Here is a 23,415-nt window from a genome sequence, read left to right on the forward strand (position 1 = left end):
CAGTGCTGCCCGGGGCCGAGGTTGTCTCCGGGCCGGCGGAATGCCACGCCCGGAAGCGGCACAGGGCCGCGCCGAGGTGGACTAGCGGGGCAAGTAGAACTGCTCGTACCAGCGCCGCAGCTTGTTGATGGGGCCGTCGCCGTCACAGAGGATCGGGTCGGCCTGGTAGATCTTGTCTTTCCAGATCTCGACATCGGAGCCAAACGCCGCGTGGGCACCCAGCGCGTATTGCTGCACAAACTCCTCCGGCAGTAGCTGCCCATCCAGGCCGCTGACAATGATGGCGCTGCACAGGTCCACCTCGGTGTCGTTGACCGGCGTGTGGTAGTTCACCCACCAGCTTTTGTAGCTGATCTCCTGGCTGCGCGACTCGGTATAGTAGTACATGATCGCCGGGCCGTGATAGGTGGCGTCGCCCCAGGCGTCGGGCTGCTGCGCGACTGCCTGCTGGTTCATGGCCTCCATGTCGAAAGGCAGCCCCGGGGGAATCACCATGCGCGCGTTGGCCGAGCGCTGAACGGTAGAGAGCTGGGTCACCGTGCGCTCACCGAAACGGTTTTCAAAGGCTTTCACCTCACCGCCGTGAACGTGGGGAAAATGCGCAATATCGACTATGTTCTCGATGACATCGCAGGGCTGGGCACGAATCCGGGAGCGGTGGAAGTGCCAGTCGCCCCAGCCGCCCTCACCGTACCCCCAGTCCGGGATCTCGGGCAGATAGTCCTCCGGCGGTTCGTTCGCCGGGTCATGCCAGAGCGCGATAAAGCCGTTGACCTCCCGCAGCGGCCAGCCGCGCAGGGCGTGGCGCGCGCGCTCGGGAATCTTGCTGGCATAAGGTATGTCCACGCACTCGCCGGCGCCGTTGAAGGTCCAGCCGTGGAAGGGACAGGCGATGGTGTCGCCACTCAGGCGACCGCCGTCACTGGCCAGGTGGGCACCGAGGTGCGGGCAGTGCGCGTCGAGCACCGCGGCTGTCCCGGACTCGCCGCGGAACAGCACCAGGTCACGATTGAAATAGTGCAGGCGCTGCACCTCGCCCACCGCCAGCTCCCGGGAGAACGCCACGATATGCCAGCCGCGGGCGAAGCGCCCGGGCTCCAGAAAAGCGTACCTGTTGTCACTCATGCAGAGTCTCCCTCATCGGCAAAGGCGTGGCGTGCAGCAATATAGGCAAACGTCATGGCGGACCCGATGGTGGCGCCGGCGCCGGGATAGGCATCCCCCATTACCGCGGCACTGGTGTTGCCGGCGGCGTACAGGCCGGGAATGACGGCACCGGCTTCATCCAGCACCCGGCCCTGTTCATCACAGCGCAGCCCGCCCTTGGTATCCAGGTCCCCGGCCTCGCAACGCAGGGCGTAGAAGGGGCCGGTTTCCAGCGGACCCAGGCAGGGATTGGGCTGCACTTTCGGGTCCGCGTAATAACGGTCGTGCTCGCTGTCGCCACGACCGAAATCCGGGTCTCGCCCCTGGCGGGCGTTGGCATTGAAACGTTCCACAGTGACAGCCAGGCCCTGCGCATCGATTCCCAGTTTGGCGGCAAGCGCGTCGAGACTGTCCGCCCTGGTCAAGAGGCCAGAGCTGAACAGCTCCGGCGGCAGGTTCTCGTCCCGGGTCATCTTGCCCGGCTTGATGTGCCCCACCGGGTAGCGCTGGCGGTAGCCGGCATCGAACAGCAGATAGCAGGGTATTGCCCCCTCGCCGCGCTGCTCGCTGGCATACTGGTCCTTGACCAGATCCTCGTAGGGCTGGGCCTCATTGGTAAATCGCAGGCCGGCACGGTTCACCATGATCGAGCCCGGGTAGGCCTTGCCGGCTATCAGCGCCAGTACCCGACCGTCCGGCATGCGATAGGTGGGCGACCACCAGGCGCTGCCCATGAAATCGAGCCCTGCGCCCAGGGCGCGCCCCATGGCAATGCCATCGCCGGTGGCGCCGGGGGCTGCCGCGGTCCATTCGGAGCCGATCGGCGCCTGCTGGAACTGCTGGCGCAGGACCGCATTGTGGGCAAAGCCACCGGTGGCCAGCAGCACCCCGCGGCGCGCCCGGACACGCAACGCCTTGCCGGCGCGCTCCACCACGGCACCGCAGACCCGACCCTCCTCCACCAGCAGTTCGCGCATTGGCGCATCCAGCCACAGGGGAATATCCCGGTCCAGCAGCGAACGGCGCAGACGCGCCACCAGGGCAGGGCCCAGGGTGACGCGCTGGTCCGGCTTGCCGCGCAGGCGTGCCGGCAGGTCCAGCCAGTACCGTGCCAGCAGGCGAAATCCCAGCCAATAGGCACCCAGGTCCATGACACCGAGCCGGCGCCCCTCGGGTACGGTGATGTTGAAGCTCATCAAGGAATGGTAATCGTCGCGAATACGATCCGCTTCCGCACCCAGCGCGCGCAGGGAGAAGGCGCCGGGATCCATGGAACGGCCACCGGACTTGTAGCCCGCGACCTGGGGATAGTAATCCATGTAAGTGGGCAGCGGGGTGAAGTGCACATGGCTGTGTTGCATCATGAAGGCGAGCATTTCCGCAGCGCGCGTGGCGTAGGCGCGCAGCCGCGGCTCGCTGACCGAGTTACCGATCAGTCCCCGCAGGTACTGCCAGCCTTCCCCGGTGCTGTCAGCAATCCCCAGGGCTGGCTGCCGATGATTGCCGGGGATCCAGGCGACGCCGCCCGACTTGCAGGTGGTGCCGCCGTAGCGCGGCTCCTTCTCCACCACCAGCGCACTGCCGCCGAGCTGGTGCGCAACCACTGCCCCGGTCATGCCGGCGGCGCCACTGCCGGCTACGAGCCAGTCTACTTCGTGATCGTACTGCAACCGCCACCCCGCGTATCGCAAATGTCTGAAGGACTCCAGAGGATACGGGGGGTGGCGGTGAGGCTGAAACCCGGGCGGCAGTAAACCCGGAGGTGGTATGAATGCCTGTACGACCCCTGGCAGTGATCGCGGATGCTTGACCCGGCGTTCGGGATGACTACTCCGGACTGGCCGCCAGCTCCCTGGCAATTGCCACCCGCACCAGCGGATTGAAGGGAAAGCCAATGTGGCTGGCGGGAATGGCGACATTGCGTACCCAGCGGGCGTCGCCCTGACAGAGGGCGATCTCGCTGCCGACAATGCCGTCGGTCCTGCTGTAGAGCGCCAGCACTGGCACCTGCAGGGAACCGCGGTAGGCGTGGCGAATCCAGCGCTCTATCGCTTCCTCATCCACGGGAGCCGCGTTGCGCCCACTCATGACCCGGTACAGGGCAGTGCCGCGGGGATCGCCGTAGGGCGTACCGAGCGTAATGACCTGGCGCAGCCACTGCGGGTAGCGATGGGCCAGTGCCACCGCAACCAGGCCGCCGAGGCTCCAGCCGATCAGGGTCACCTTGCGGCTGCTGCGGAGGAACTCCTGTTCGACCAGCGCCGCAACACGCTCCTCCGTCTCTGTGCGTGCCGCCAGGGATGCTTCCAGACTGTTTGCCCGCTCCCCCCCGCCGTGGCGGCCAAGGCCCCAGGGCAGTGCGCGGTAGCCGCGCTCATTGAGGAAGCGGCGCAAGCCGGCGGTGGACGCGTCTGATGCCATGAAGCCCGGCAGGACCACGACGCTGTGGCCATCGCCCCGCGGCAGCAACCGGGACAGGGGCTGCAACACCGCTGAACCCCCCATCTCCAGAAAGACACGGCCGAGTTCGGTAACACTGTGGCGAAGCAGAGGCGGGCGGGGTGGAACCTGTGAGGTTGCTGCTGACATGGCGCTGCTCCACTGCGATGGTCCCGAGTATACGCGCTAACGGGGCGCCGGATCATCCCCCTGGCTGGAACTCCGGGAATGACCCGGCCGCAGCACCTTCCCGGCCTGCCGACGGCTGACCAGACCCTGCCTATGAAGCCAGGCGATGGTGTCGCGCAGGCTGTCCTCCAGGGGCCGGAAACGGAAGCCCAGTTCGGTTTCCACCCGGCGGTTGTCCAGCGGCACCCAGCGGGTCGCATACTCCATCGCCTCGGCGCCAAAGGGCAGGTCCAGCGGCAGCCAGCGGCCAAACCGGTCGTAGAGCTGGCCGCTGATGCGCGCCGCGATGCCCGGCAGGGGCACCTTGAGCAGATATCGCCCGGTCACTGCTTCCAGGGCACGGGCAACCCCCCGCCAGTCGAGATAGTGCCCGCCGAGCACATAGCGATTGCCGGGCACATCCTGTTCCAGCAGCTGGCGATGTACCAGGGCAATGTCCCGGACGTCCACATACTGGGTGCCGGACGAGGTGCAGGGTACCAGGCCCTTCAGCAGCATCTGCAGACCGACATGCGGTTCGGTCAGGCCCGGATCATCGGGACCAATCACCTGGGCGGGATAGGTGATGAACACCGGCGCGCCCCGGTCCTGCAGGTCGCGCACATGGCGTTCGCAAGCGACCTTGGAGCGCCCGTAGGCATTGCTTGCGTGCCCCGGGGGCGAGTTCTCGTCGAGACTGCTGGCGTCGGGATCGTACAGTGCCGTGACGCTGGAGACGTGGATTATCCGGCCGATGCCGCGCTCGATGGCGCCGCCCAGCACCAGCTGCGTGCCCTCCACGTTGGTCTGGTAGACCCGCTTTGCGTCTGCCGCCGAGGTCGAGACCATGGCCGCGGAGTGGACCACTGCGTCGCAGCCCTGCAGAGCCCGGGCAACCTGATGCGCGTCAGTGATATCGCCGCGTGTCACCTGTTGCACCCGGTCCTGGCCGAACAGCGCCAGCATCTTGTCCACGCTGCGCACCAGCAGGCTGACCTCGTGACCGGCGTCGAGCAGGGCCTGCGCCGTATGGTAGCCGACGAAACCGGTGGCGCCGGTGATCATGACGCGCATCTCAGCCGGTTCTCCGGGAGGTCTTCTGGCTGGCTTTCGGGGTGGCCCGCCGCGGCGCTTTCCGGGGGGCTTTCCGGGGGGCTTTCGTGGTGGCCCGCCGCGACGCTTTCCGGGGGGGGTTCCGCGTCGCCTTCCCCGCGGCGGGCGCCAGGATTGCCACCAGCGTTGCCATTTCGTCGAAACTGGCTTGCAGGCACTCGGCATAGCGCGCCGGCTCCGGCAGCATCTCGCGGCAGGCCGTGAAAGACAGGGTCACGCTGCCCTGCTTGTTCTGCACCGCGCTGTAGACCACGTGAAACAGGCCGATGTTCGGCAGCAGCGGCCCAAGACTCAGTGCATCCACCAGCCGCGCGCCACAGAAGTACTGCTGGATCGGCGGGCCCGGAACATTGGTAACGATGGTATTGAAAGTGACCGAGGATTCCGTGAGCCCGGTGGCAGCCGCCAGGCGCAGCCCCAGCGCGAGGACATTGCCGGGTACCAGGTCGGTCAGTTCCAGCGCCAGTCGCGGTCCCAACGCCGCCGCATAGGCCTTGGCCTGCAGGCTGTGTTCATGCACGGCACGTAGGCGCTCCAGCGGGTCCTCGATGTGCGTGCACAGGGACACTCCCATGAAGCCCACCATGTTGCCGCCGGCCATCTTCTCCTCGGGCGAGCGCACATCAATCGGGCAGCCCGCCACCAGGCTGGCGGCGGGCAATTCCCTTGTTTCCTGCAGGAATCGGCGCAGCCCGCCGGCAACGATGGTCAGCATGACATCGTTGATGGTCGCGCCCGGATGCAGCTGCTTGATCGCACGTACAATCTCGAAATCGAAACGCACCGCATCGACCACCCGGTTGGCGGAAATATGGCCCTGGAAGCGGGTCCGCGGCGGGCTTTGGCGCGGCTCGAAAGCATGTTCACGATAGCCCCGATAGAGGCGCCCCAGGGTGGGCACCGCTTGCCGCAGCAAGCCCACAGCCTGCACAGGCATTTTCCACGCATCCAGCCAGGCCTTGCCCAGCATGCTGGCCGGTGACGGCACCTCGGGCTGCCAGGGGGGTGCCGGTGCCACCTCTGCGGGCTCCGGTGTCGGGTCCAGCATCAGGCTCATGAAGCGGGAGCCGGTGGCCCCGTCCATGGCCGCATGGTGAACCTTCAGCAGCATCCCGAAACAGTGCTTCGGCAGGCCGTGCACATTGTCCAGGCCCTCGATGATGTACATCTCCCACAGGGGCTTGTCCCGCGCCAGCGGGCGGGAATGAATACGCGCGGCGAGAATGCAGAGCTGGCGCCAGTCCCCGGGTTTCGGCAGGGCGATGTGGCGAACGTGGTATTCGAGATCAAAATGGGGGTCATCAACCCAGTAGGGCTGGCCCAGGCCCAGCGGCACACTGACCAGCTTGCGGCGAAAGATGGGCGACAAATGCACCCGCGACTGCAGCAGGGCCAGGATGTCCTTGAACCGCACCTTGCCGCCGGGGGCGGTACTCTGGTCGTAAATACTGACGCCACCAATGTGCTGGGGCATGCCCTCCAGCTCGGCATGCACAAACATCGCATCCTGTCCCGATAGCTGCTGCATGGTCAGTTCCTCCGCCTGCGACCTGTCGGGTCTTTATACCGCACGCACCAGGGCGGCGACCAGTATTCCCGCCGCAATCGCGGGCATCGGGCGCCGCAACAGGAGCATCAATACAGCCGTCGCCAGCAGCGCCAGCTGCCCCGCGGCATCGGCCTTGACTGCGACCGGCACCAACACTGCCACCAGCACCGAGCCAGCCATGGCGTTGATGAACCCCTCGACGCGACGGCCCATGGGAATCCAGGACATCAACAGCACGCCGCCAAATCGGGTCAGCAGGGTCATCAGAGCCATCAGGGCAATCAGCAGCAGGGCGCCTCCGCCCTCGATGGCAATCACGCCTTGTCCTCCAGCCAGAGTGCACCGATCAGGCCGCCTGCCAGGGCACCCACCACGACATGGCTGTTCTCCGGCAACCAGAGCCAGGCCGCGTAGGCGGCAGCCCCACCTACCACCCAGGCCATGACTGTGCGCGACGTGCGCCGCCCGGCCAGGACCATGCTGAGCATGAAACAGCCCATGACCATGTCCACTCCCAGCGCTTTCGGATCAGTGATGGCACTGCCGAAGACCATGCCGAGGATGGTGCCCGCCAGCCAGGTCAGCCACAGGGCCAAGCCGCCCCCCACGAGAGCGCCGAGGTTGTTCCTGCCATTCTGCAGGTCGTTCAGGTTCATCGCCCAGTTGGCATCGGACAGTATCACCAGGCTGCCGTAGCGGCGTCCGGCGGGCAACAGGGCCATCCACGGGTACAGGGTGGCGCCCATCAACAGCATGCGGGCGTTGATGGCGAAGGTGGTTGCCAGCAGCGGCAGCAGCGGGACTTCGGCCCCCCACAATTCCAGCGCCGCGAACTGCGCGGTACCGGCAAAGACGGTGGCACTCATCAGCACGATTTCGTGGCCCGGAAGACCGGCCTGGACCGCGGCGAGGCCAAACGCCGCGCCAAAAACAGCCACGAACAGGGAGATGGGCAGCAGGCGCCAGAAGCCCTGCCTGATTGCCGCCGGAGACAGCTCCGGCGCGGTGTAGTGCGACATGACCAGGCAAACTCCCGTCAGTGGGTTTCGAGGGCAGATGATACCAGCTGGAGGGGGCTGCATCGCTCACCCAGGGCCGCGATGGTATCATTCCATCCCGGTTTCCAGAGCAGACACCATGCCCGCGCTTCACCAACAGTTCACCGCTACCGTCCGCGATCTTGGCGCCGACGGCAGCGGTATCGTTGAGCACCCTGACGGCCAGGTGTTCTTTGTCGCCGGTGTCTGGCCCGGGGAAACGGCCCGCTTCGCGGTCACCGGTTTCAAACAGCGGTTCGGTTTCGCCAGGATGCTGGAGTTGCTTGAGCCCTCTCCTGCCCGGACCACACCGCGCTGTGCTCACCACGGCACAGGTCGCGAAGACTGCGGCGGCTGCCCCTGGCAATTCGCCGGCTACGAAGCTCAGCTTGAGGCCAAGGAGAAGCGGGTACGGCAGGCCCTGTCGCGCCTGCAGCACCGTGCCGAAATCGCGCCCATCCAGGGTTCGCCCGACGTTTTCGGCTATCGCAACCGGGCCCAGTTCAAGACCGATGGCAGCAAACTGGGCTATGTCGCCGCCAGCTCCAGGCAGCTCGCGCCCATCGCCGACTGCCCGATACTGACACCGGTCAACCGGGCAACCCTGCAGGAACTGCTGGATTCGCTGCCCAACAAGGCACTGCGCCCGGGTCGCAACAAGGACTGGACCACGCTGGACATCGACGAAGGTATTGGCGCCGCGGAGGTGGTGCCCAACCGGCGTCGACCCTTCCGCCAGGGCAACAGCGCGCAAAATCTGCGCATGCGGGAGTGGCTGGCAGCCCGGGTCAGCGAGCTGGCCCCGGACCGCACGGTCCTGGAGTTGTTCTCCGGCTCCGGCAACTTCACTGAAGTGCTGGTGCAGGCCGGTTTTGCGCGTATTGTGGCGGTGGAGGGCGTGGAGGACAGCGTCCAGGAGCTGGCTGCCCGCAAGCTCCCTGGCGTGGAAGCACGGCGCTACAACCTGTTCGCGGAGGCCGACTGCGCGCGACTGCAGGAGCAGGCGCGGGATGCCAGCATACTGGTACTCGACCCGCCGCGGGAGGGGTTCAGGCTGGCAGGGCTGCTGTTGACCAAAAAACACCGCCTGCGGGATGTTTTCTACATTTCCTGTGACCCGGCGACCTGCGCCCGGGACCTTGAGATCTTCACTGGCGCGGGATTCCTGGTTGCCGAGATACAACCACTGGATCTGTTTCCGCATACTCCGCATGTGGAGCTATTGTGCTGGCTGCAGCTGCCGCCGGGTTACAGATGAGTGAATTACCTGGCACAGTGAGGGTCCAATGCGCAACTGGAACTATCCCTCACTGGCCACAACAGGTACTTCGCCAATGACAGCACTCAGAACCCTGCTCATGCTGACACTGTGCACACCCCTGGTGGCGCTTGCCGCCATCCCGCCTGACGGCACGGACAGGCCCGATATTGCCCCTTACGAGGCGGAATACAGCGCGCGCTACAGCGGCTTCCCGATCAAGGCTGCACATAGCCTGCGCCGAACCGGCGACGGCTACGAGTTACGCATAAAAGCCAGCAACTTCCTCGGCAAAATCACCGAAGAGGAACAGTTCCATCTTGATCAACAGGGTGCCATCATTCCCGACAGTTATCATCACCATCGCTCAATCCTGCGCAATACCCGCAAGGAATCGATGACCGTGGATCACGCGGACATGACAATCCAGTCCTCGCGCAAGGGCGAGCAAACGGAACTGGATTTCGAAGCCGGTCAACTCGGCCCACTCAGTCATCAACTGGAGCTGGCCCGGGACCTGCAGAGGGGCGCGGAAGATCTGAGCTACACTGTCATCATTCGCGGTAGCATCCGCAACTATCGCTACCAGCGTCTGGGTGAGGAGAACATGGAGACCGCACTGGGCACTCTGCGCGTCGTCAAGCTGGAACGTGTCCGCGACAACAGCGACCGTGAAACAACACTCTGGCTGGCGCCAGAGCTCAACTACCAGCCGGTTCTGTTACGGCAAAAAGAAGATGGCAGCACCTATGAGCTCACCCTACAGTCATTTCGGTTCACGCAGGAGCAAAGTTAGGCACTCACCACGGCACGAACGTGCGCGAGTGCAGTCCCTGTGATCCACGCGCGAGTGGCTGGATTGCTGCTTGTTGCGGCCACTGTTTCCATGCTTCATCAAGGTGTACACGCCGAAGAAAACACTGCAGACCTGGACCGGCCGTGGCTGGATGACAGCCACAATTACGTCAGCGACCAGGCCGATAATCTCGCGGCCTGGATGGACAGCTTCTTCGGGGTCAACCGTGTCGACGAAGAGGCGCCCTACTCCACCCTGCGCTTGCGGGTAGAGCCAGAGTGGGACGAAACAGACGGCTGGGATACGGGTATCAGCCTGCGTGGCAAGGTGCACCTGCCCAACCTGAACAAGCGCGTCAGCCTGCTGTTCTCCGACGATGATGAACGCACCGGTAGTGACGACCTGCTGATTGACCGCCAGAACGCGCCGGATGACATTGCCCTGCAGCTTACCGCGCGTGAGCGCAAGAACGACCGTATCGACTTCAAGCTCGGCCTGCGCTCCACCCTGCATCCAAAAGCATCGGTGCGTTACCGCTATGAGAAACCGCTGTCGGAAGCCATTATCGGGCGCTTCAGCCAGGAGGCCCTCTATCGCACCGATGACGGCTTTGCCACCGAGACCCGGGGCGACCTGGACACCATCCTCGACGAGGACAAGGTCCTGCAGTGGACCAACCGGCTGCGCTGGTTCGAGGACGAACCCGGCCTGAGCTGGAACACAGGCCTGAGCCTTAACCGGCGCCTGAGCAACGATCGCGTACTCGGCTACTACCTCGCCATCGCCGGTGCCACCGAGCCCGGTTACTACACCCGGTCCTACGGCTTCGGCCTGCGTTACCGCCAGAACATCTTCCGCAAGTGGCTGTTTGCCGAACTGCAACCGAGCTACTTCTGGCGCCGGGACGAGTTCGAGGACCGGCGCCAGGGATCTGCGGCAATTCTGTTGCGGCTGGAGGCGGTATTTACCCGGGACTGGGAGTAATTCCCGCCGGCCAGCTCCGGCAGAATAGTGCTCCCGTGCTGACGTAGCGCGCTCTGACGGCGAGAGTAGCAGCGAAAACCGGGAGCATTACCATTTCGCGTAATGATCTTCCGCAAACCCCGGCTGACCATCCAGGATCAGGATTTCACCCTGTTCTGTCGTCAGGGTGCCATGATAGCGGCCAAACAATTGGGTGAAATTGGACGCCATGACAAAAGCGTTAATGCGCTCGGATCGCTGCCCCTCCGGTTCGAAACGCAGGGCAACCCGATCATCATCGCTGCGCATTTGCCAGGGTTGCAGGCGATCCCCGCGCGCAAAGTCGAACGCTACGCTGCCCACCTTGTGCAGCTTGCCGTCCACCCAGAAACCGTTCTCGGTAAAACCGGTTTCATTGACGCCGGCAGCAAGGTTGAGGCCCACGCGACGGCCATCGGCCAGAAATCCCGACAAGCTGCCCCAGTTCCAGGCCGTTTCACGGCGCATGTAGCCACAGCTCCAGTCGTAGTTGGCACCGCTGGATTGTGCGTCAATTGGGTAATGACGACCCTGCCAGTCGATGGCGCCTGAAACGGACAGTGCGGTGGCCTTCTGGGTGTACGCCCAACCGTTGTAGCCGGTGCGTGTGCAGATCCGCAGCGGCTGCAAAGCGTCGGGCTCCGCGAGCTGCAGGTCCAGCTTGATGCCGCGCCGAAGCGCCACCTTTAGCAGCCGCTGAGCGCCATGGGCCTCGATATCAAAACGATCCTTGCCCTGGTGGAAGTAGCTTTTCCCGTGATTGGGCCGGGTGGACAGGCGGGTGCTCCAGCCCAGTGGCTGCAACAAGCTGACATCCTCGAACTGACCTGTCTGCCGATCATACAAATAGACAAAAGCATTGCTCAGGTACTTCAGATCGGCAATGGCACAGCCCACGATCAATTCGTCAGTCAACACCCCGATGAATTGAAACTGGTTGAACTGGAAATGTTTCGCCAGCCGATTCGCGGGCTTGTCCATGGTGGTGCGGTAGTCGAAGTCCTCGACATTGATGTCGTCAATGGGATGATCGAACAGGCCATATTGCGGCAATCCGTTACCCAGTATCAATCTGCCGTGCTGGCTCACAAAGGACTCCCTCTGGTTGAGGGAGAATTCTAGCCCATTCTGTGAGCATGAGAGGAAGCACCGTGCGCCGGGGGAAAACCTGGACTACTGTCAGGGGTTGGTTGACCACTACAGGTCCTCGCTTCTCGAGGCCCGAACGCCTGCAAGACTTAGACCCGTGATAGTGCCCGAAGCGCCGGTCTCGAAGGTCAGGGCGATGTTCTCGAGCGAGAAAAATTCCAGCGGCCCCGCGGGCAGGAACTCCACTTCCTGCAAAAAATCAGGGACCGTCAGCAGCAGCCGGTCATTCCTGCGGCGTACCTGAACCGTCGACTCCACCGGCCAGCTGCTGCGGTAATCGCCCACCAGCCGCTCCAGCTCGGTCTTGTCCAGCACCACCCTGGTACGGGTCACCGGGTCAAAGCCCTGCCAGCCAAAGTGAGGCGCCACCGCCTGCATGATCTCACCGATCAACAGGCGCCCACTGTCACTGTTGGTCATGATGGCGATACCGTTGCCGCCCTCAATGGTGGCGTACAACTGGGCGCGATAACCGGCATTGGCACCGCCGTGGCTGAAGCTGGCAACGGCGCCCTCGGGCGGTCCCAGGAAAAAGCCCAGGCCCAGGCCTCCAGACTGGCGAGTCACGGCTTCCGCTGCCAGCGCCGGCGACAGGATCCGCTCGCGGGCTCCCGCCAGGGCGTCCTGTATCTGGCCCGCGAAACGCAGCAGGTCAGCAGCGGTGGTCCAGAGCCCGGCTGCGGCCAGTTCCGGGTAGGTGTGGGGCCCCCCGGCAATCGCCTCGCCATCGGCCCGGAAGGGCAACGCCGCATCGGCGAGGCGAGCCCCTGACAACGGCTGTTCAAAGCTGCTGCGGGACATGCCAGCGGGCGCCAGCACCTGCCGCTGTAACAGTTCGGCGAAGGGCACTCCGCTCACATCCTCCAGCAACAATTGGATGATGGTGGTCCCACCTCCGGAGTAGCGATAACCTTCCCCCGGTCGCTGGGTCACCACGACTGGCGCCGAGTTCGCCGGTGGGGCACCCGCAAGGACCTCAAGCAGGGTCGGCACGTCCGTTCCGGCGGCATAACCCTGGAAACCCGGCACGGTCGTGCCTGCACTGTGGCTCGCCAGGTGACGCAAGGTGACCGGTGCCTGCTCCTGCCAGGCATGGGCTGGCACCTGCCAGCGCTCCAGCATGGTGTTGACTGGCGCATCCAGGTCCAGGCCCCGTGCCCCCACCTGCTGCAGCATGCCCACCACTGCCACCGCCTTGGAAATACTGCCGGCCTGGAACAGGGTCTCCGGCGTGACCCGCAGGCCGCGGGCAGGGTCCCGCAGGCCTGCGGCCAGGGTCTCGACGATCTCCCCATGCTCGAGCAGTGCAATTGACACCCCGGGTACCCGGTACTCGGCCATGCGCTCGGCGAGCGTGGCGGTGACCGGCACCTCGCCAGCGATATGCACCCGGGTGGTGAGCTGGCCCAGCCACAGGGCCAGGTCCTTGTGGCTGGCATCGTCCGCAGCCGCACGCGCGCTGGCGGTGATCGCCCCAACGAGCAGCAGCATCACCCTGCCGCCCTGCCATGCGCCCCGGCAGGTCCGGGCAACCCTCGACATCAGCCCCACAGCGCGGGCACCGGCGGCATGATGGTATCGCCCCGGTACTCCAGGCCCGGCACCCGATCCCGCGCGATCAGCAGCGGGGCGTCCAGATCGACAAAGCGCGCATACTGGGCCACCAGCATCCCCGGGGCCATGGCGAGAGAGGTACCAAGCATGCAGCCAATCATGACATCGAGCCCCTGTGCCTTCGCTCCCTGCACCAGGCGCATGGCCTCGGTCAGGCCGCCGGTCTTGTCGAGCTTGATGTTGACCACCTCATACAGGGAGGCGAGCCGCGGCAGATCGGCACTGGTATGGCAGGATTCGTCCGCGCCTATGGGTACCAGATGCTCGATCTCTGCCAGCCCCTCGTCCTCGCCCGCCGGCAGGGGCTGCTCGAGCATCTCCACCCCGCATTCAGCCATCACCGGCAGGTTGCGGCGCAGCTCTTCGAGGGTCCAGCCTTCGTTCACGTCGACGATCAAGCGCTGCCCCGGTGCCGCGGCCCGCACCGCCCTGACCCGGTCGGCATCGCCCGGAGCTCCCAGTTTCAGCTTCAGCATTCCGGTGGCCGACACCGCTCGCGCCCGCTCCGCCATCAGGGCCGGTTCGTCGAGACTGAGCGTCAGCACCGAGGCCACCGGGCGCGGCGCCTGCATCTCCAGCAACTGCCACACCGCACGGCCGGCAGCCTTGGCACGCCAGTCCCAGACCGCACAATCGATCGCATTGCGGGCGGCACCCGCAGGCATATCCTCGTGAACCCGGTCCCAGTCCTCGCCCGCCGACAAGCGCGATGCCGCCTCGCCGATCAGGCTGACAACGCCGTTCAGCGTCTCCCCATAGTGTTCCGTAGGGCAGGCTTCACCGCGCCCCTGGCTGCGGCCATCGGCTATGCTGACGACCACGACATCCCCTTCGGACACCGTGCCCCGGGCGATGCGAAAGGACTGCTTCAGGGGCAGGGTTTCCTTGCGCACGTTGATTTCAAGATGGCTCATTACGACACTCACTCCACTTACCTGAGAAAGGCGTCCAGCAAACCGGCCTGGTACAGGCGGGCCAGCGTGACACCGATGAAATTGGCTATTACATAGCCGAGAACCCCGACCATCACCGCCGGCACAACCAGGTGTGTCCAGCCGCGGCTGGCCGCCATGGCAGCGGCTGTAGCGGGACCGGCGATACAGGCATTGGAGGCAATCAGGGTATCCGCCAGACTGTAGCCGAGCAGCCGTGCCACCGGCAGCAACAGCGCCAGGTGCACTACGATGGTGATCGCGGCAAAGGCTGCCAGTACCAGCGAGTGGTGCAGCAGAATGCTGATATCCGTAGAGATGCCGATGACCGCGAAAAACACGTACATGAACAGGGTGCCGAGCTCGAATTCGCCCCGCAGGGAGCGCAGCTGGCGCGGCAGCAGGTTGGCCGCCGCCACTGCCAACAGGGTGATCAGCAGCACCGCATAGCCCGGCACACCGAGGGCAGCAGCCAGAGCCACCGCCAACGCGCAAATCAGGGCGCTGGCGCCGAGCCCGATGGCGAGATGGGTGATCATGGTGGTGTCGGCGACATCCTCGCCGGCTGTCAGCGGCGCCGGCGGGGCCGGCGCTGGCAGGTCGACACCGGCATCTGAATCGCTGGTGGCAAAGATTTTCAGTCCGGAGAGAATGGAGATGGACACCAAGTAGGTAGTGCCGACGATATTGTCTGCCGCCAGGGTGCCGGATACGGTACCCAGATCGACGAAATCGAGGGCATTGGATACTGCCACCAGGTTCATGCTGCCACCGATATAGGTGGCGGCGAACGTGCCCAGCACCTTGCCTTCCTCGGGGCCGGCATCCAGCAATGCCGCGGCCAGCAGGGCGCCAAGCACGGAAAACAGGGCCCCCAGAAGGAACAGCAGGGTCACCGGGCCGGCCTCTGCCAGCACGCGTCGCAGATCCGCCTTGAACAGCAACAGGGGAATGGCCAGCGGCACCAGATAGGTCATGACCCCGTCCCAGAGCGGCGCCTTGAACGGCACCAGACCCAGATTGGATACCGCAACCCCGCCCAGCATGACCACCGATACCCCGCTGAGATACTGGCCGGCCCGGGTTCTGCCCACCAACAGACCGAAGGCGATCAGGGCACCCAGAATGGCAACCTGGGCGAAATACTGCTCCGGCCCGACCAGGGCCGATTCGGCTGAATTCAACAGGGACATGCGCTTATCCCAGCCGGAAGCCGAGCAGGTTCCAGTAGTGCAGGGACCACAGGCACAGCACCAGGGCCGCAGTCACCAGGGTATGGTACAGGCGCCCGGAGACCGAACCCCAGCCCTGCCGCCAGGCCTGCGCCAGCACCCACAGCACCGCCAGCACCAGTGGCAGGCACAACAGGGGCAGCCAGAGGGCGACGCGGAACCAGCCGGGAGGGGTGTCGATCATGGCGCTCTCACCGCGAGCCACCAGTACCACCACGGCGAGCAGAAACAGCGCACCCAGGCCGCTGGCGACAATGAGTAGCCGACGCCCGAGCTGATACCGCGCCGGCAGCTGGGAGAGGCCACGGCGACCGCGCCAGCCGCTGACCAGCATGGACAGGAACAGCAGCAGACAGACACCGAGCAGGGTCATGTGCAGGCCACCGGTCTCCCAGAACGCAATGCGCTCCGCGGGCATGGGGGCAAAGGGCCCCAACAGTGCCGCGACCTCGCCCCGGTCGTCGCGTTGGAAAGCGATCATCTCGTCACCGTATCGCTCCCGGAACACACCCGGACTGACTTCCAGCCAGCGCTTGCTGTCGCCCATCAGGCCCGCTACCAGCAGGCTGCGATCCTCCGGCATGACCCGGACCTTGATGTCGCCGAAAGCACTGTAGAGCTTCTCCGTGGTGGTATAGGAACGCCGCAGACCGCGGTAGCTGCCGGCGTAATCCCCGGCCCGGCCCTCGAAGCCCTCGATGCTGGTCACCTGGGGCAGGTCTGCGGGAAAATAGCGATCCATGAAGGCGTGCTTCAGGGCAGCGTTTGCACGGCCGCCGGGCGGCGAGTTGAACGTCACGAACAGACCCACACCCGCCTCGGGCAGCAGCATCAGCTCGCTCTTGAAATCCAGCGTGGAGCCACCGTGGCCGATGGTGCGACGGCCGTTGATCCAGGTTTCATAGAAGCCCAGGGCGATGCCGTTCAGATGTGGATCCGGGCTCAGGGCCCGGGTGTGCATGAGGGCAACGGTCTCCGGCTGCAGGACCCGTTGACCCCGATAAACCCCGCCCTGCAGGTGCGCGATCATGAACTTTGCCATGTCGACAGCGGTGCTGGACAGCGAACCCGCCGGCGCGACATTACCCAGGAACTCCTCCGGTTGTACCTCCATGCCGCCCCCGCCGTCGCGATGGCCCAGGGCCAGCTGCGCCCGCAGGGACTCCGGCAGCGGCTCGCGAAAGCTGCTGTGGGCCATATCCAGCGGAGCAAAGATATGCTGCTCCACATAATCGTCGAAAGACTGGCCACTGACCTCGGCCACGATCAGGCCCGCCAGCGCCGTGCCCCAGTTGGAGTAGGCAACACCACTGCCATCGGCGAAGTTGCTGGCCGGTGCGCGAACCCGCGCCGGCATGTAATCCGCCAGCGCCTGTGCCAGCGGCTGCAGTTCGGTTTCGTCGCGGCGAATCAGGAACCCGGCCCAGTTATCCTCGAAGCCGGCAGAATGAGTCATCAGGTGACGCAGGGTGACGGGTTCGGGAAACGTGTCCGGTAGCTGCAACGTCGTGAGGTAGCGATTGACATCAGCGTCCAGGTCGAGGCGGCCCTGCTCCACCAGCTGCATCACCGCTGTCCAGGTGATCAGCTTGGATACCGAGCCCGGCCTGAACAGTGTCCTGGCGGCATCGACGGCAACGCCCTCCTCCAGATCCGCGTGGCCATAGCCCCGGGCCAGCAGGATTTCACCATCCTTTACCACCGCTACCGCGCCCCCGGCAATATCGTGGGACCGCAGCTGTGCTCCCATGGCGCCATCCATGAATGCCGCCAGCGCTTCGCGATCCTCCAGCGGCACGGGCTCAAGTGGCTGCGGTGCTGCGGGCGGGCTGCGGTAGGCGAGCGAATCGTCCGCACCGCCACTCATCGGCAGCAACAGTAGAAGCAGGCAGCAAATGCCTGCCAGACGCAAGTCAGGTAACTTCACAAATGCGTTCCTCGTCGTCAGGGGGATGGTTGGGGCGGCGGCACGGGCCGCAGCGGCTCGCCGTGCAGGCGCCCATCGACCACCAGCAGGCGGCCGTTGACAATAACCGTGTGCACCCGGGCCAGATCCCGCAGGTGCCGGTCAGGTTCACCCGCAACCAGCAGGATATCTGCCAGCTTGCCCACCTCAAGCGTGCCCAGGCGGTCGCCCATGCCCAGAATATCGGCACTGACCCGGGTCGCCGCCTGCAGCGCGCCGGCCTCCGTGAAGCCTGCGCGCATCAGGTTTTCCAGCTCGTCGATATAGGCCGTGGGCAGGTAGTCGGCCCAGTCGACGATCAGGTCGGTACCCACCCCGATACGTATGCCGGCGCGCTTCATGGCGCGCGTCATCTCCAGGATACTGTCCTCGGTCAGAGTAAAACGGCGGGACGTAGAACCGTAGTAGCCGCCACTCTGGCGAATGATGTACTGGTAGGGCACCAGCGTCGGTACCGCCGCGATGTCCTCTCGCGCCATCGCACGCAGGGCCGCGTCGCTGCGGGGCAGCGGGTGTTCGATGACGTCGACGCCGGCGGCAATCGCCATGTCGATGTAGTGGGTCTCCGCATCCACCGTCACCGGCAGGCCGAGCGCGTGCGCCTCCGCCACCGCCGCGGTGATTTCCGCCTGCGAGTAGTGGCTGCCGAGCTTGATCACGTCGGCGCCACGCTTGAACTGGGCGCGCACAGCATCGCGCCACTCATCCGGCCCGCTGGCCTCCCACACCGGAGCCTGCGCGTGGGCAGGAAAAGTGCGCAGGCCGAACCCCTCCGTGCCGTGACCACCGCGGCCGGTGATCAACTGGCCGGCGGGAAAGACCCGTGGCCCCGCGATCCGGCCGCTGGCCTGCCAGCGTTTCAGGACAAAAGGTACCTCGCCGTGGGAAGCCAGGTCCCGTACGCTGGTAATCCCCGATTGCAGGTACTGCTGCATTCGTTCCAGTCCGCGCAGGGTTCCGTCGGCCACACTCTCCGCCGACAGGGGGGCAGGCAGGCCAAACTGCCGCACATAGCTCAGGTGTGTGTGGAGGTCGATCAAACCGGGCAGTACAGTCAGCCCGCTGGCATCGATGCGCTGCGCCGAGGCCGGCCAGTCCGACTCGCCCGGCGCCAGGATTGCGGTGATGGTCTTGCCCTCTACCACCACCGTTGCCGGTCGCGCGGGCGCCCCGGTGCCATCAAATACACGCCCTCCTTCCAGCACCAAAACGCTATCCGGGGCACCGTGCCCGGGCGGGACGGGCACCCGCTGGACGTCGTCACTGGTGGCACTACCTTCCCCATACCAGCCCTGCCGGTCATAGGGCTCCGTGCCGGCACCAACAGCTGCGGTACACAGCAACAGCGCTGAAAGCAGCAGATTACGCGTCGGCCATCGCAACACACTCATGCTCCTTCTCCCTCGCTCGCTGCGCCCACCCAGTACCCCGGGGGCGGTGTCGCGCCCAGCAGATGGGTGAAAAAGTAGTCCCACAGGCGCCGGGTGAAATAGGGATTGCCCATGATGCTGTGGTTGACGTTGGGCAGCAGCAGCAGATCAAAGTCCTTGTTGTGCCGGATCAGCGCATCTACCACCCGCATGGTGTGAGCGGGGTGCACGTTGTCATCCATGTCACCGTGGGCCAGCAGCAGCTTGCCACGAAAGTCGGCGACATTGTGATACGAACTGGCTTCGGCATAGGTCTCGGCATCGAATGGCCCCTGGTAGGTTTCCCCCCACAGTGACAGGTAGATGCGGTGGTCGTGATTGCCCGCCGAGGCTACCCCCACTCGGTAGAAGTCGGGATAGTCAAACAGCGCCCGCACGGTGGCAAAGCCGCCGCCGGAAGTACCATAGGCACCGACCCGTTCCAGATCCATGTAGGGCCGGCTGGCGGCGAGACCGCGAATCACCGCCACATGGTCCTCCAGCGAACCGGCACTGCCGAGATTGCCGTAGGAGACGTCGCGGAACGCGCGTCCGCGCAGGGGTGTGCCGCGGCCATCGACAGTGACCACGATAAACCCGAGCTCGGCCAGCGCCTGCGCCTGCATCGGATCATCGAAAAAGCGCTTGCTGACCCGATTGATCTGGGGGCCGGGATAAATGGAGTCAATAATCGGATAGGACTGCAGCGGATCGAAATCCGCCGGCTTGAACAGGGTGCCGTAGAGCGGGGTCTCGCCATCGGCGGCCAGCGCCGAGAACCGTTCAGGCAGCACCGGCGCGGGACCGTCGAATGCCGCGAGCTGTGCGGTTTCCAGCTCCAGCACCACCTCGCCGGCCCGGTCCCGCACCACGGTGACCGTCGCCAGGTCGGGTCGCGCATAGCTGTCGACAAAGTAGTTGCCGCTGGGCGCGAAGCCTGCACCCTCCGGCCCCGGTGCCGTTGGCATCAGCAGGCGCGTTGCGGGAGCAGCGGCAATCCGGATCTGATGATCCGCGTCTTCCGGCGTCAGCAACTCCAGGCCGCTGCCATCCAGCCGCACCCGGTACAGGGCACGATAGTAGGGATCACTGAAACCCTTCTGGCCACTGGCGGTGAAATACACCAGCCCCGCGTCCTCGTCCACATGCACCACATCCCGCACCATCCAGTTCCCGGAGGTGATTGCATTGCGCAGCTTGCCCTTGTGATCGTAACGGTACAGGTGGCGCCAGCCGCTGCGCTCCGAACTCCAGATCACGTCGCCACTGGCCAGCACCCGCATCTGCGGCGCCTGGCCGACAATGGCGTAGGGCAGATTGTAGACGTCGCTGTCTTCGGAGACCAGCAGGCGGCTGGCGCCGCTGTTCGTATCGACCACCGACAGGGTGAGAGTGCGCTTGAAATCGCGATTGTCCAGTACGTACACGGCATCGCCCTCTGGCGCCCAGAATACCGACTGGGTACTGATCGGGTCGGCATAGACAGCCTCGATGGGCGGATGTGCCAGCTCGACGTCCTCGCCTTCCTCCAGATCCAGGATCACCAGCTCGGCCATGGGCTTGGGCTCCCCCGGAAAGGGATAGCGATAGCTGTACACGCGGGGCCGCAGGCTGTCGTCCTCGGGCACACTTTGCAGCAGATGCAGAGCTGCTACCGGCGCGCGGTTGAGGCGATAAGTCAGGAAACGGCTGCCATCCGGTGAGAACAGTCCCAGCGGTGGCAGGCTGATCCCCATGCGTCGCAGCGTCACTTCGAAGGTGCTTGATTCCGGATAGTGGCTGTAGGGGTGATCGGCATTGCCATCCGTGGTCAGCGCCCGCTCTTTTCCCGTCATCTGGTCACGCAGCCAGAGGTTGGAGTCCCGCACGAACAGCAGCGAGCGGCCATCCGGCGTCGGCAGCCCCGTCTGCTGGCCCGGGGGCGGCGGCGCTGGGGCCGCAGTCTCGCAGACCGGCCGCGCCGGGTCGCAGTCCAGCAGGGACTCCCCCGCCAGCACCAGAGGGATGGACTCACCGGGGCGGAACACCAGGGTCTGCAGCGGCAGAGCGTCAGCGGATACCGGCTTCTCCAAAGTTGCGGCCAACACCCGCGCCATCCACTGGTGGTCGAAGGCGGGTTCGATGCTGCCCGTCGCCGGGTCCGCGATCACAAAGCGCGAACCGCTGTCATCCGTTCGCCGGTACCACAGGCGGTCACCGTCCGGCAGCCACTGGTGCTGCAGATCGTTGTTGTGAACCGTGGCCGCCATATTGGCGGGCAGGTAGCGCTCGGCCCTGGCATAGGCGGCGGCAGCGTCCGTAGCCGCAGCCTCCGCCAGAGGCGCCGCCAGGGCCGTGGCCAGCGCGACGGCACTTACTGCTGAACTTGCCGACATATCGACTCCTCAGAAACTGAAGCCGAGACGGACACCTACCGTCCGCGGCCGCAGGCTGTTGACGTAGTTGGGGGTACCCCCGCCATTGGTGAGGATGAAGCTGTCGTTATTGCTCAGGTTCTCGCCATACAGAGCCAGGTTCCAGCCCTCGGCCACCAGCCCCAGGGCGGCACCGACATTTTCATAGGACTCGTTCATGGCGAAAAACGGATTGCCGCCGTTCATCCCGAAATCATTGGGCGAGGAACCGACGTACTGCACATCGGCGCGGGCGTACATCTGCTTGTCGCCGAAGGCCGCCCAGCTGTACTGGATGCCGCCGGACATCTTGAAATCCACAGAGCCCGGCAGGCTCTCACCCTCGGTGGCAGCGACAATGATGTTGTCCGCAACATCGGTCATCTCTGCATCCTGGAAGGTCAGGGACAGGTTCAGGTCAAGCCCTTCCAGCGGCACGGCCTGCAGTTCGATCTCGACACCTTGAGAGCGCGCATCACCGGCGTTGGCGATAAACGTGCGCATGTCGGAGATGCGGGCACCGTTGACCTGGATGTCGGTCCAGTCAATGTAGTACAGGGCCATATTGGCGATCAACCGGCCCTGCAGCCAGCTGGTCTTCGCGCCCAGCTCGTAGTTGATGCTGGAGTCAGGACCGTAGGCTTCGGGAATCACGATGTCGTCGGGATCGGTCAGGCTGGGCCCCTTGTTGGGATTGACCTGGCCAATACGGTAGCCACGGCTGACATTGGCATACAACATCATGTCGTCGTTGGGCTCCCAGGAAATGCCCGCGCGCCAGGTGTAGTCACTGTCGGTACCAGTGTTGCGGAAGGACAGATTGTCAATGGTGAAGGTAGCGAAGTTGAGGGTGTTGCGGTCCGGCTCCGCGTAGCTGACCTCGGTATCAAAGACGCGAATGCCGGCCTGCACCTTCCACTGCGGCGAAAACCGGTAGCCGACATCGGCAAACCCTGCCAGTTCGCGGGAGTTGGTCTCGATATCCGACTGGAACAGGTCATCGGTGGGAATCAGGCCACCAAAGGCCTCCGACAAGCCCGGCGCCTGCACCAGGAAGGCGGGATCGGTGGTGCGGTCGATGAAGAATGCACCCACCAGCCAATCCAGGGCCGAGTCGGTATTGGACACCAGGCGCAATTCCTGGGTGAGGAATTCCGAATCCCAGGGATCGCTGACATTGAACCCGCTGACGCCAATGCCCAGGAAATCGCCGAGATCGGCGTAACTGGCGGTTTCCGATGTCTGGTAACTGGTCGCGGACAGCAGCGTGGCGAAGTCGGGAAACTCGTACTCCATGGTCAGGCTGTAATTGGTCAGCGTTGAGGGCCTCGCCTCGGATATCGCCGACGCCTTGCGGAACTTGCCCAGGTCGGGGTTGAAGGCGTCGCCGTCGTCGGGATCACTGTCCTGGTAAATCACTTCAAGCTTGGCGTAGAACGCATCGTCTGGACGCCACAAGAGCGCCGCGCGGCCGCCCCGGTCGTCAGTGCTGTTGCGGCTGCCGCGGGTAATGTTCTTGACCCAGCCTTCCTCGTCCCGGTAGTAGCCGACCACGCGCAGGGCCAGCGTGTCTTCCAGCAGCGGAATATTGACCATGCCGTCGTAGCGCTGTCGCCAGAGGCCGCCGTCGGTGACGCCGAAGTCGATACGCCCGTCCGCCGCCAGTGCCGACGGATCCGGCTGCCGGGTCAGGATGCGTACCGTGCCGCCGAGGGAGCCGGAGCCAAACAGGGTCCCCTGGGGTCCGCGCAGGACTTCAACCCGCTCGACATCAAACAGACGCAGGTCGGGCTGGACAATGGCGCCGAAGGTATCCGTGACCGGGGTCTCGTTTATGTAGACCGATACCGGGTCCTGGGTATTGCCACCAAACAGGGAGGTGGTGACACCGCGGATGTTGAACACCGAACGGTTTTTCACCGCCTGGTTCAGGGTGACGCCGGGTACCCGGCGGGCAAAGTCCTCGAAACTGTCCAGTCCCAAGCGCTCAATGTCCGCCTGGGTAAAGGCCGAGACGCTGGCGCTGATGTCCTGCAGTGACTCCTCGCGCTTGCTGGCAGTGACGAGCACCTCTTCCAGGCGCGGTGCCTGCGGCGCCGTGGTTATGTCCTCGGCCGCCGCCAGGGTGCTGCCGACGAACGCCGATGCGGCGGCTACGCCAATCACACACGCCCGCTGACGGACGCGCCTGGTTTCTGTTGCTGATGCTTTT

General features: G+C 64.9%; 18 protein-coding genes. 3 read left to right on the forward strand and 15 right to left on the reverse strand.

The genetic code is table 11. From position 1 onward, the window contains the following. Positions 1-81: 81 nt before the first annotated feature. The 7 genes from RLO07_RS04790 to RLO07_RS04820 all read right to left on the reverse strand — a co-directional run bounded on the left by RLO07_RS04790 (position 82) and on the right by RLO07_RS04820 (position 7,434). The gene (locus RLO07_RS04790; protein ID WP_462290992.1) at positions 82-1,125 is read right to left on the reverse strand and encodes a Rieske 2Fe-2S domain-containing protein; all 1,044 of its coding nucleotides are present in this window, start codon (positions 1,123-1,125) and stop codon (positions 82-84) included. Further along, the gene (locus RLO07_RS04795; protein ID WP_462290993.1) at positions 1,122-2,816 is read right to left on the reverse strand and encodes an FAD-binding protein; all 1,695 of its coding nucleotides are present in this window, start codon (positions 2,814-2,816) and stop codon (positions 1,122-1,124) included. Before RLO07_RS04795 ends, RLO07_RS04790 begins: the two co-directional genes overlap by 4 nt. Positions 2,817-2,973: 157 nt before the next feature. Next, positions 2,974-3,735, reverse strand: a complete 762-nt coding sequence (locus RLO07_RS04800) for a lipase family alpha/beta hydrolase (protein WP_462290994.1) — start codon at positions 3,733-3,735, stop codon at positions 2,974-2,976. A 36-nt stretch (positions 3,736-3,771) separates the two neighbouring features. Further along, positions 3,772-4,827: an SDR family NAD(P)-dependent oxidoreductase gene (locus RLO07_RS04805; RefSeq protein WP_462290995.1), complete on the reverse strand. Its 1,056-nt coding sequence runs from the start codon at positions 4,825-4,827 to the stop codon at positions 3,772-3,774. Between the two features lies 1 nt (position 4,828). Beyond that, positions 4,829-6,394 carry a WS/DGAT/MGAT family O-acyltransferase gene (locus RLO07_RS04810; RefSeq protein ID WP_462290996.1) on the reverse strand — a complete coding sequence of 522 codons (1,566 nt, stop codon included), beginning with the start codon at positions 6,392-6,394 and terminating at the stop codon, positions 4,829-4,831. Positions 6,395-6,427: 33 nt separating this feature from the next. Continuing rightward, positions 6,428-6,733 (reverse strand): AzlD domain-containing protein, encoded by a 306-nt coding sequence (locus RLO07_RS04815; RefSeq protein WP_462290997.1) that lies wholly within the window; start codon positions 6,731-6,733, stop codon positions 6,428-6,430. Continuing rightward, a complete protein-coding gene (locus RLO07_RS04820; RefSeq protein WP_462290998.1) occupies positions 6,730-7,434 on the reverse strand; it encodes an AzlC family ABC transporter permease in 705 nt (234 codons plus the stop codon). The genes RLO07_RS04815 and RLO07_RS04820 overlap by 4 nt, the downstream gene beginning before the upstream one ends. A 118-nt stretch (positions 7,435-7,552) precedes the next feature. Between RLO07_RS04820 and RLO07_RS04825 the strand changes: the two genes are divergently transcribed. The 3 genes from RLO07_RS04825 (at position 7,553) to RLO07_RS04835 (ending at position 10,490) form a co-directional block, all read left to right on the forward strand. Then, positions 7,553-8,710, forward strand: coding sequence for a class I SAM-dependent RNA methyltransferase (locus RLO07_RS04825; RefSeq protein WP_462290999.1), 1,158 nt, complete (start codon positions 7,553-7,555; stop codon positions 8,708-8,710). Between the two features lie 76 nt (positions 8,711-8,786). Beyond that, complete coding sequence (locus RLO07_RS04830; RefSeq protein ID WP_462291000.1) at positions 8,787-9,506, forward strand: DUF3108 domain-containing protein; 720 nt, start codon at positions 8,787-8,789, stop codon at positions 9,504-9,506. A gap of 90 nt (positions 9,507-9,596) precedes the next feature. Beyond that, positions 9,597-10,490, forward strand: a complete 894-nt coding sequence (locus tag RLO07_RS04835; protein WP_462291001.1) for a hypothetical protein — start codon at positions 9,597-9,599, stop codon at positions 10,488-10,490. Between the two features lie 87 nt (positions 10,491-10,577). Here the strand turns inward: RLO07_RS04835 and RLO07_RS04840 are convergent, their stop codons facing one another. From RLO07_RS04840 to RLO07_RS04875, 8 genes are all read right to left on the reverse strand, one after another. Further along, positions 10,578-11,597, reverse strand: a complete 1,020-nt coding sequence (locus RLO07_RS04840; protein WP_462291002.1) for a DUF2804 domain-containing protein — start codon at positions 11,595-11,597, stop codon at positions 10,578-10,580. 108 nt (positions 11,598-11,705) lie between these two features. Continuing rightward, positions 11,706-13,148, reverse strand: coding sequence for a serine hydrolase (locus RLO07_RS04845; RefSeq protein WP_462291003.1), 1,443 nt, complete (start codon positions 13,146-13,148; stop codon positions 11,706-11,708). Between the two features lie 50 nt (positions 13,149-13,198). Next, a complete protein-coding gene (gene dgcA, locus RLO07_RS04850; protein WP_462291004.1) occupies positions 13,199-14,185 on the reverse strand; it encodes an N-acetyl-D-Glu racemase DgcA in 987 nt (328 codons plus the stop codon). Between the two features lie 17 nt (positions 14,186-14,202). Next, positions 14,203-15,396 (reverse strand): DUF819 family protein, encoded by a 1,194-nt coding sequence (locus RLO07_RS04855; protein ID WP_462291005.1) that lies wholly within the window; start codon positions 15,394-15,396, stop codon positions 14,203-14,205. A 4-nt stretch (positions 15,397-15,400) separates the two neighbouring features. Further along, on the reverse strand, positions 15,401-17,362 hold the full coding sequence (locus RLO07_RS04860; RefSeq protein WP_462291006.1) for a serine hydrolase domain-containing protein: 1,962 nt from the start codon (positions 17,360-17,362) through the stop codon (positions 15,401-15,403). 17 nt (positions 17,363-17,379) lie between these two features. After that, positions 17,380-18,792: an amidohydrolase family protein gene (locus RLO07_RS04865; RefSeq protein ID WP_462291007.1), complete on the reverse strand. Its 1,413-nt coding sequence runs from the start codon at positions 18,790-18,792 to the stop codon at positions 17,380-17,382. Continuing rightward, positions 18,789-21,185, reverse strand: coding sequence for a S9 family peptidase (locus tag RLO07_RS04870; protein ID WP_462291008.1), 2,397 nt, complete (start codon positions 21,183-21,185; stop codon positions 18,789-18,791). Before RLO07_RS04870 ends, RLO07_RS04865 begins: the two co-directional genes overlap by 4 nt. Positions 21,186-21,194: 9 nt before the next feature. Beyond that, complete coding sequence (locus RLO07_RS04875; RefSeq protein ID WP_462291009.1) at positions 21,195-23,369, reverse strand: TonB-dependent receptor; 2,175 nt, start codon at positions 23,367-23,369, stop codon at positions 21,195-21,197. Between the last annotated feature and the right edge of the window lie 46 nt (positions 23,370-23,415).

The sequence above is a fragment of the Haliea sp. genome (assembly GCF_040221975.1).
Lineage (GTDB): Bacteria > Pseudomonadota > Gammaproteobacteria > Pseudomonadales > Halieaceae > Haliea.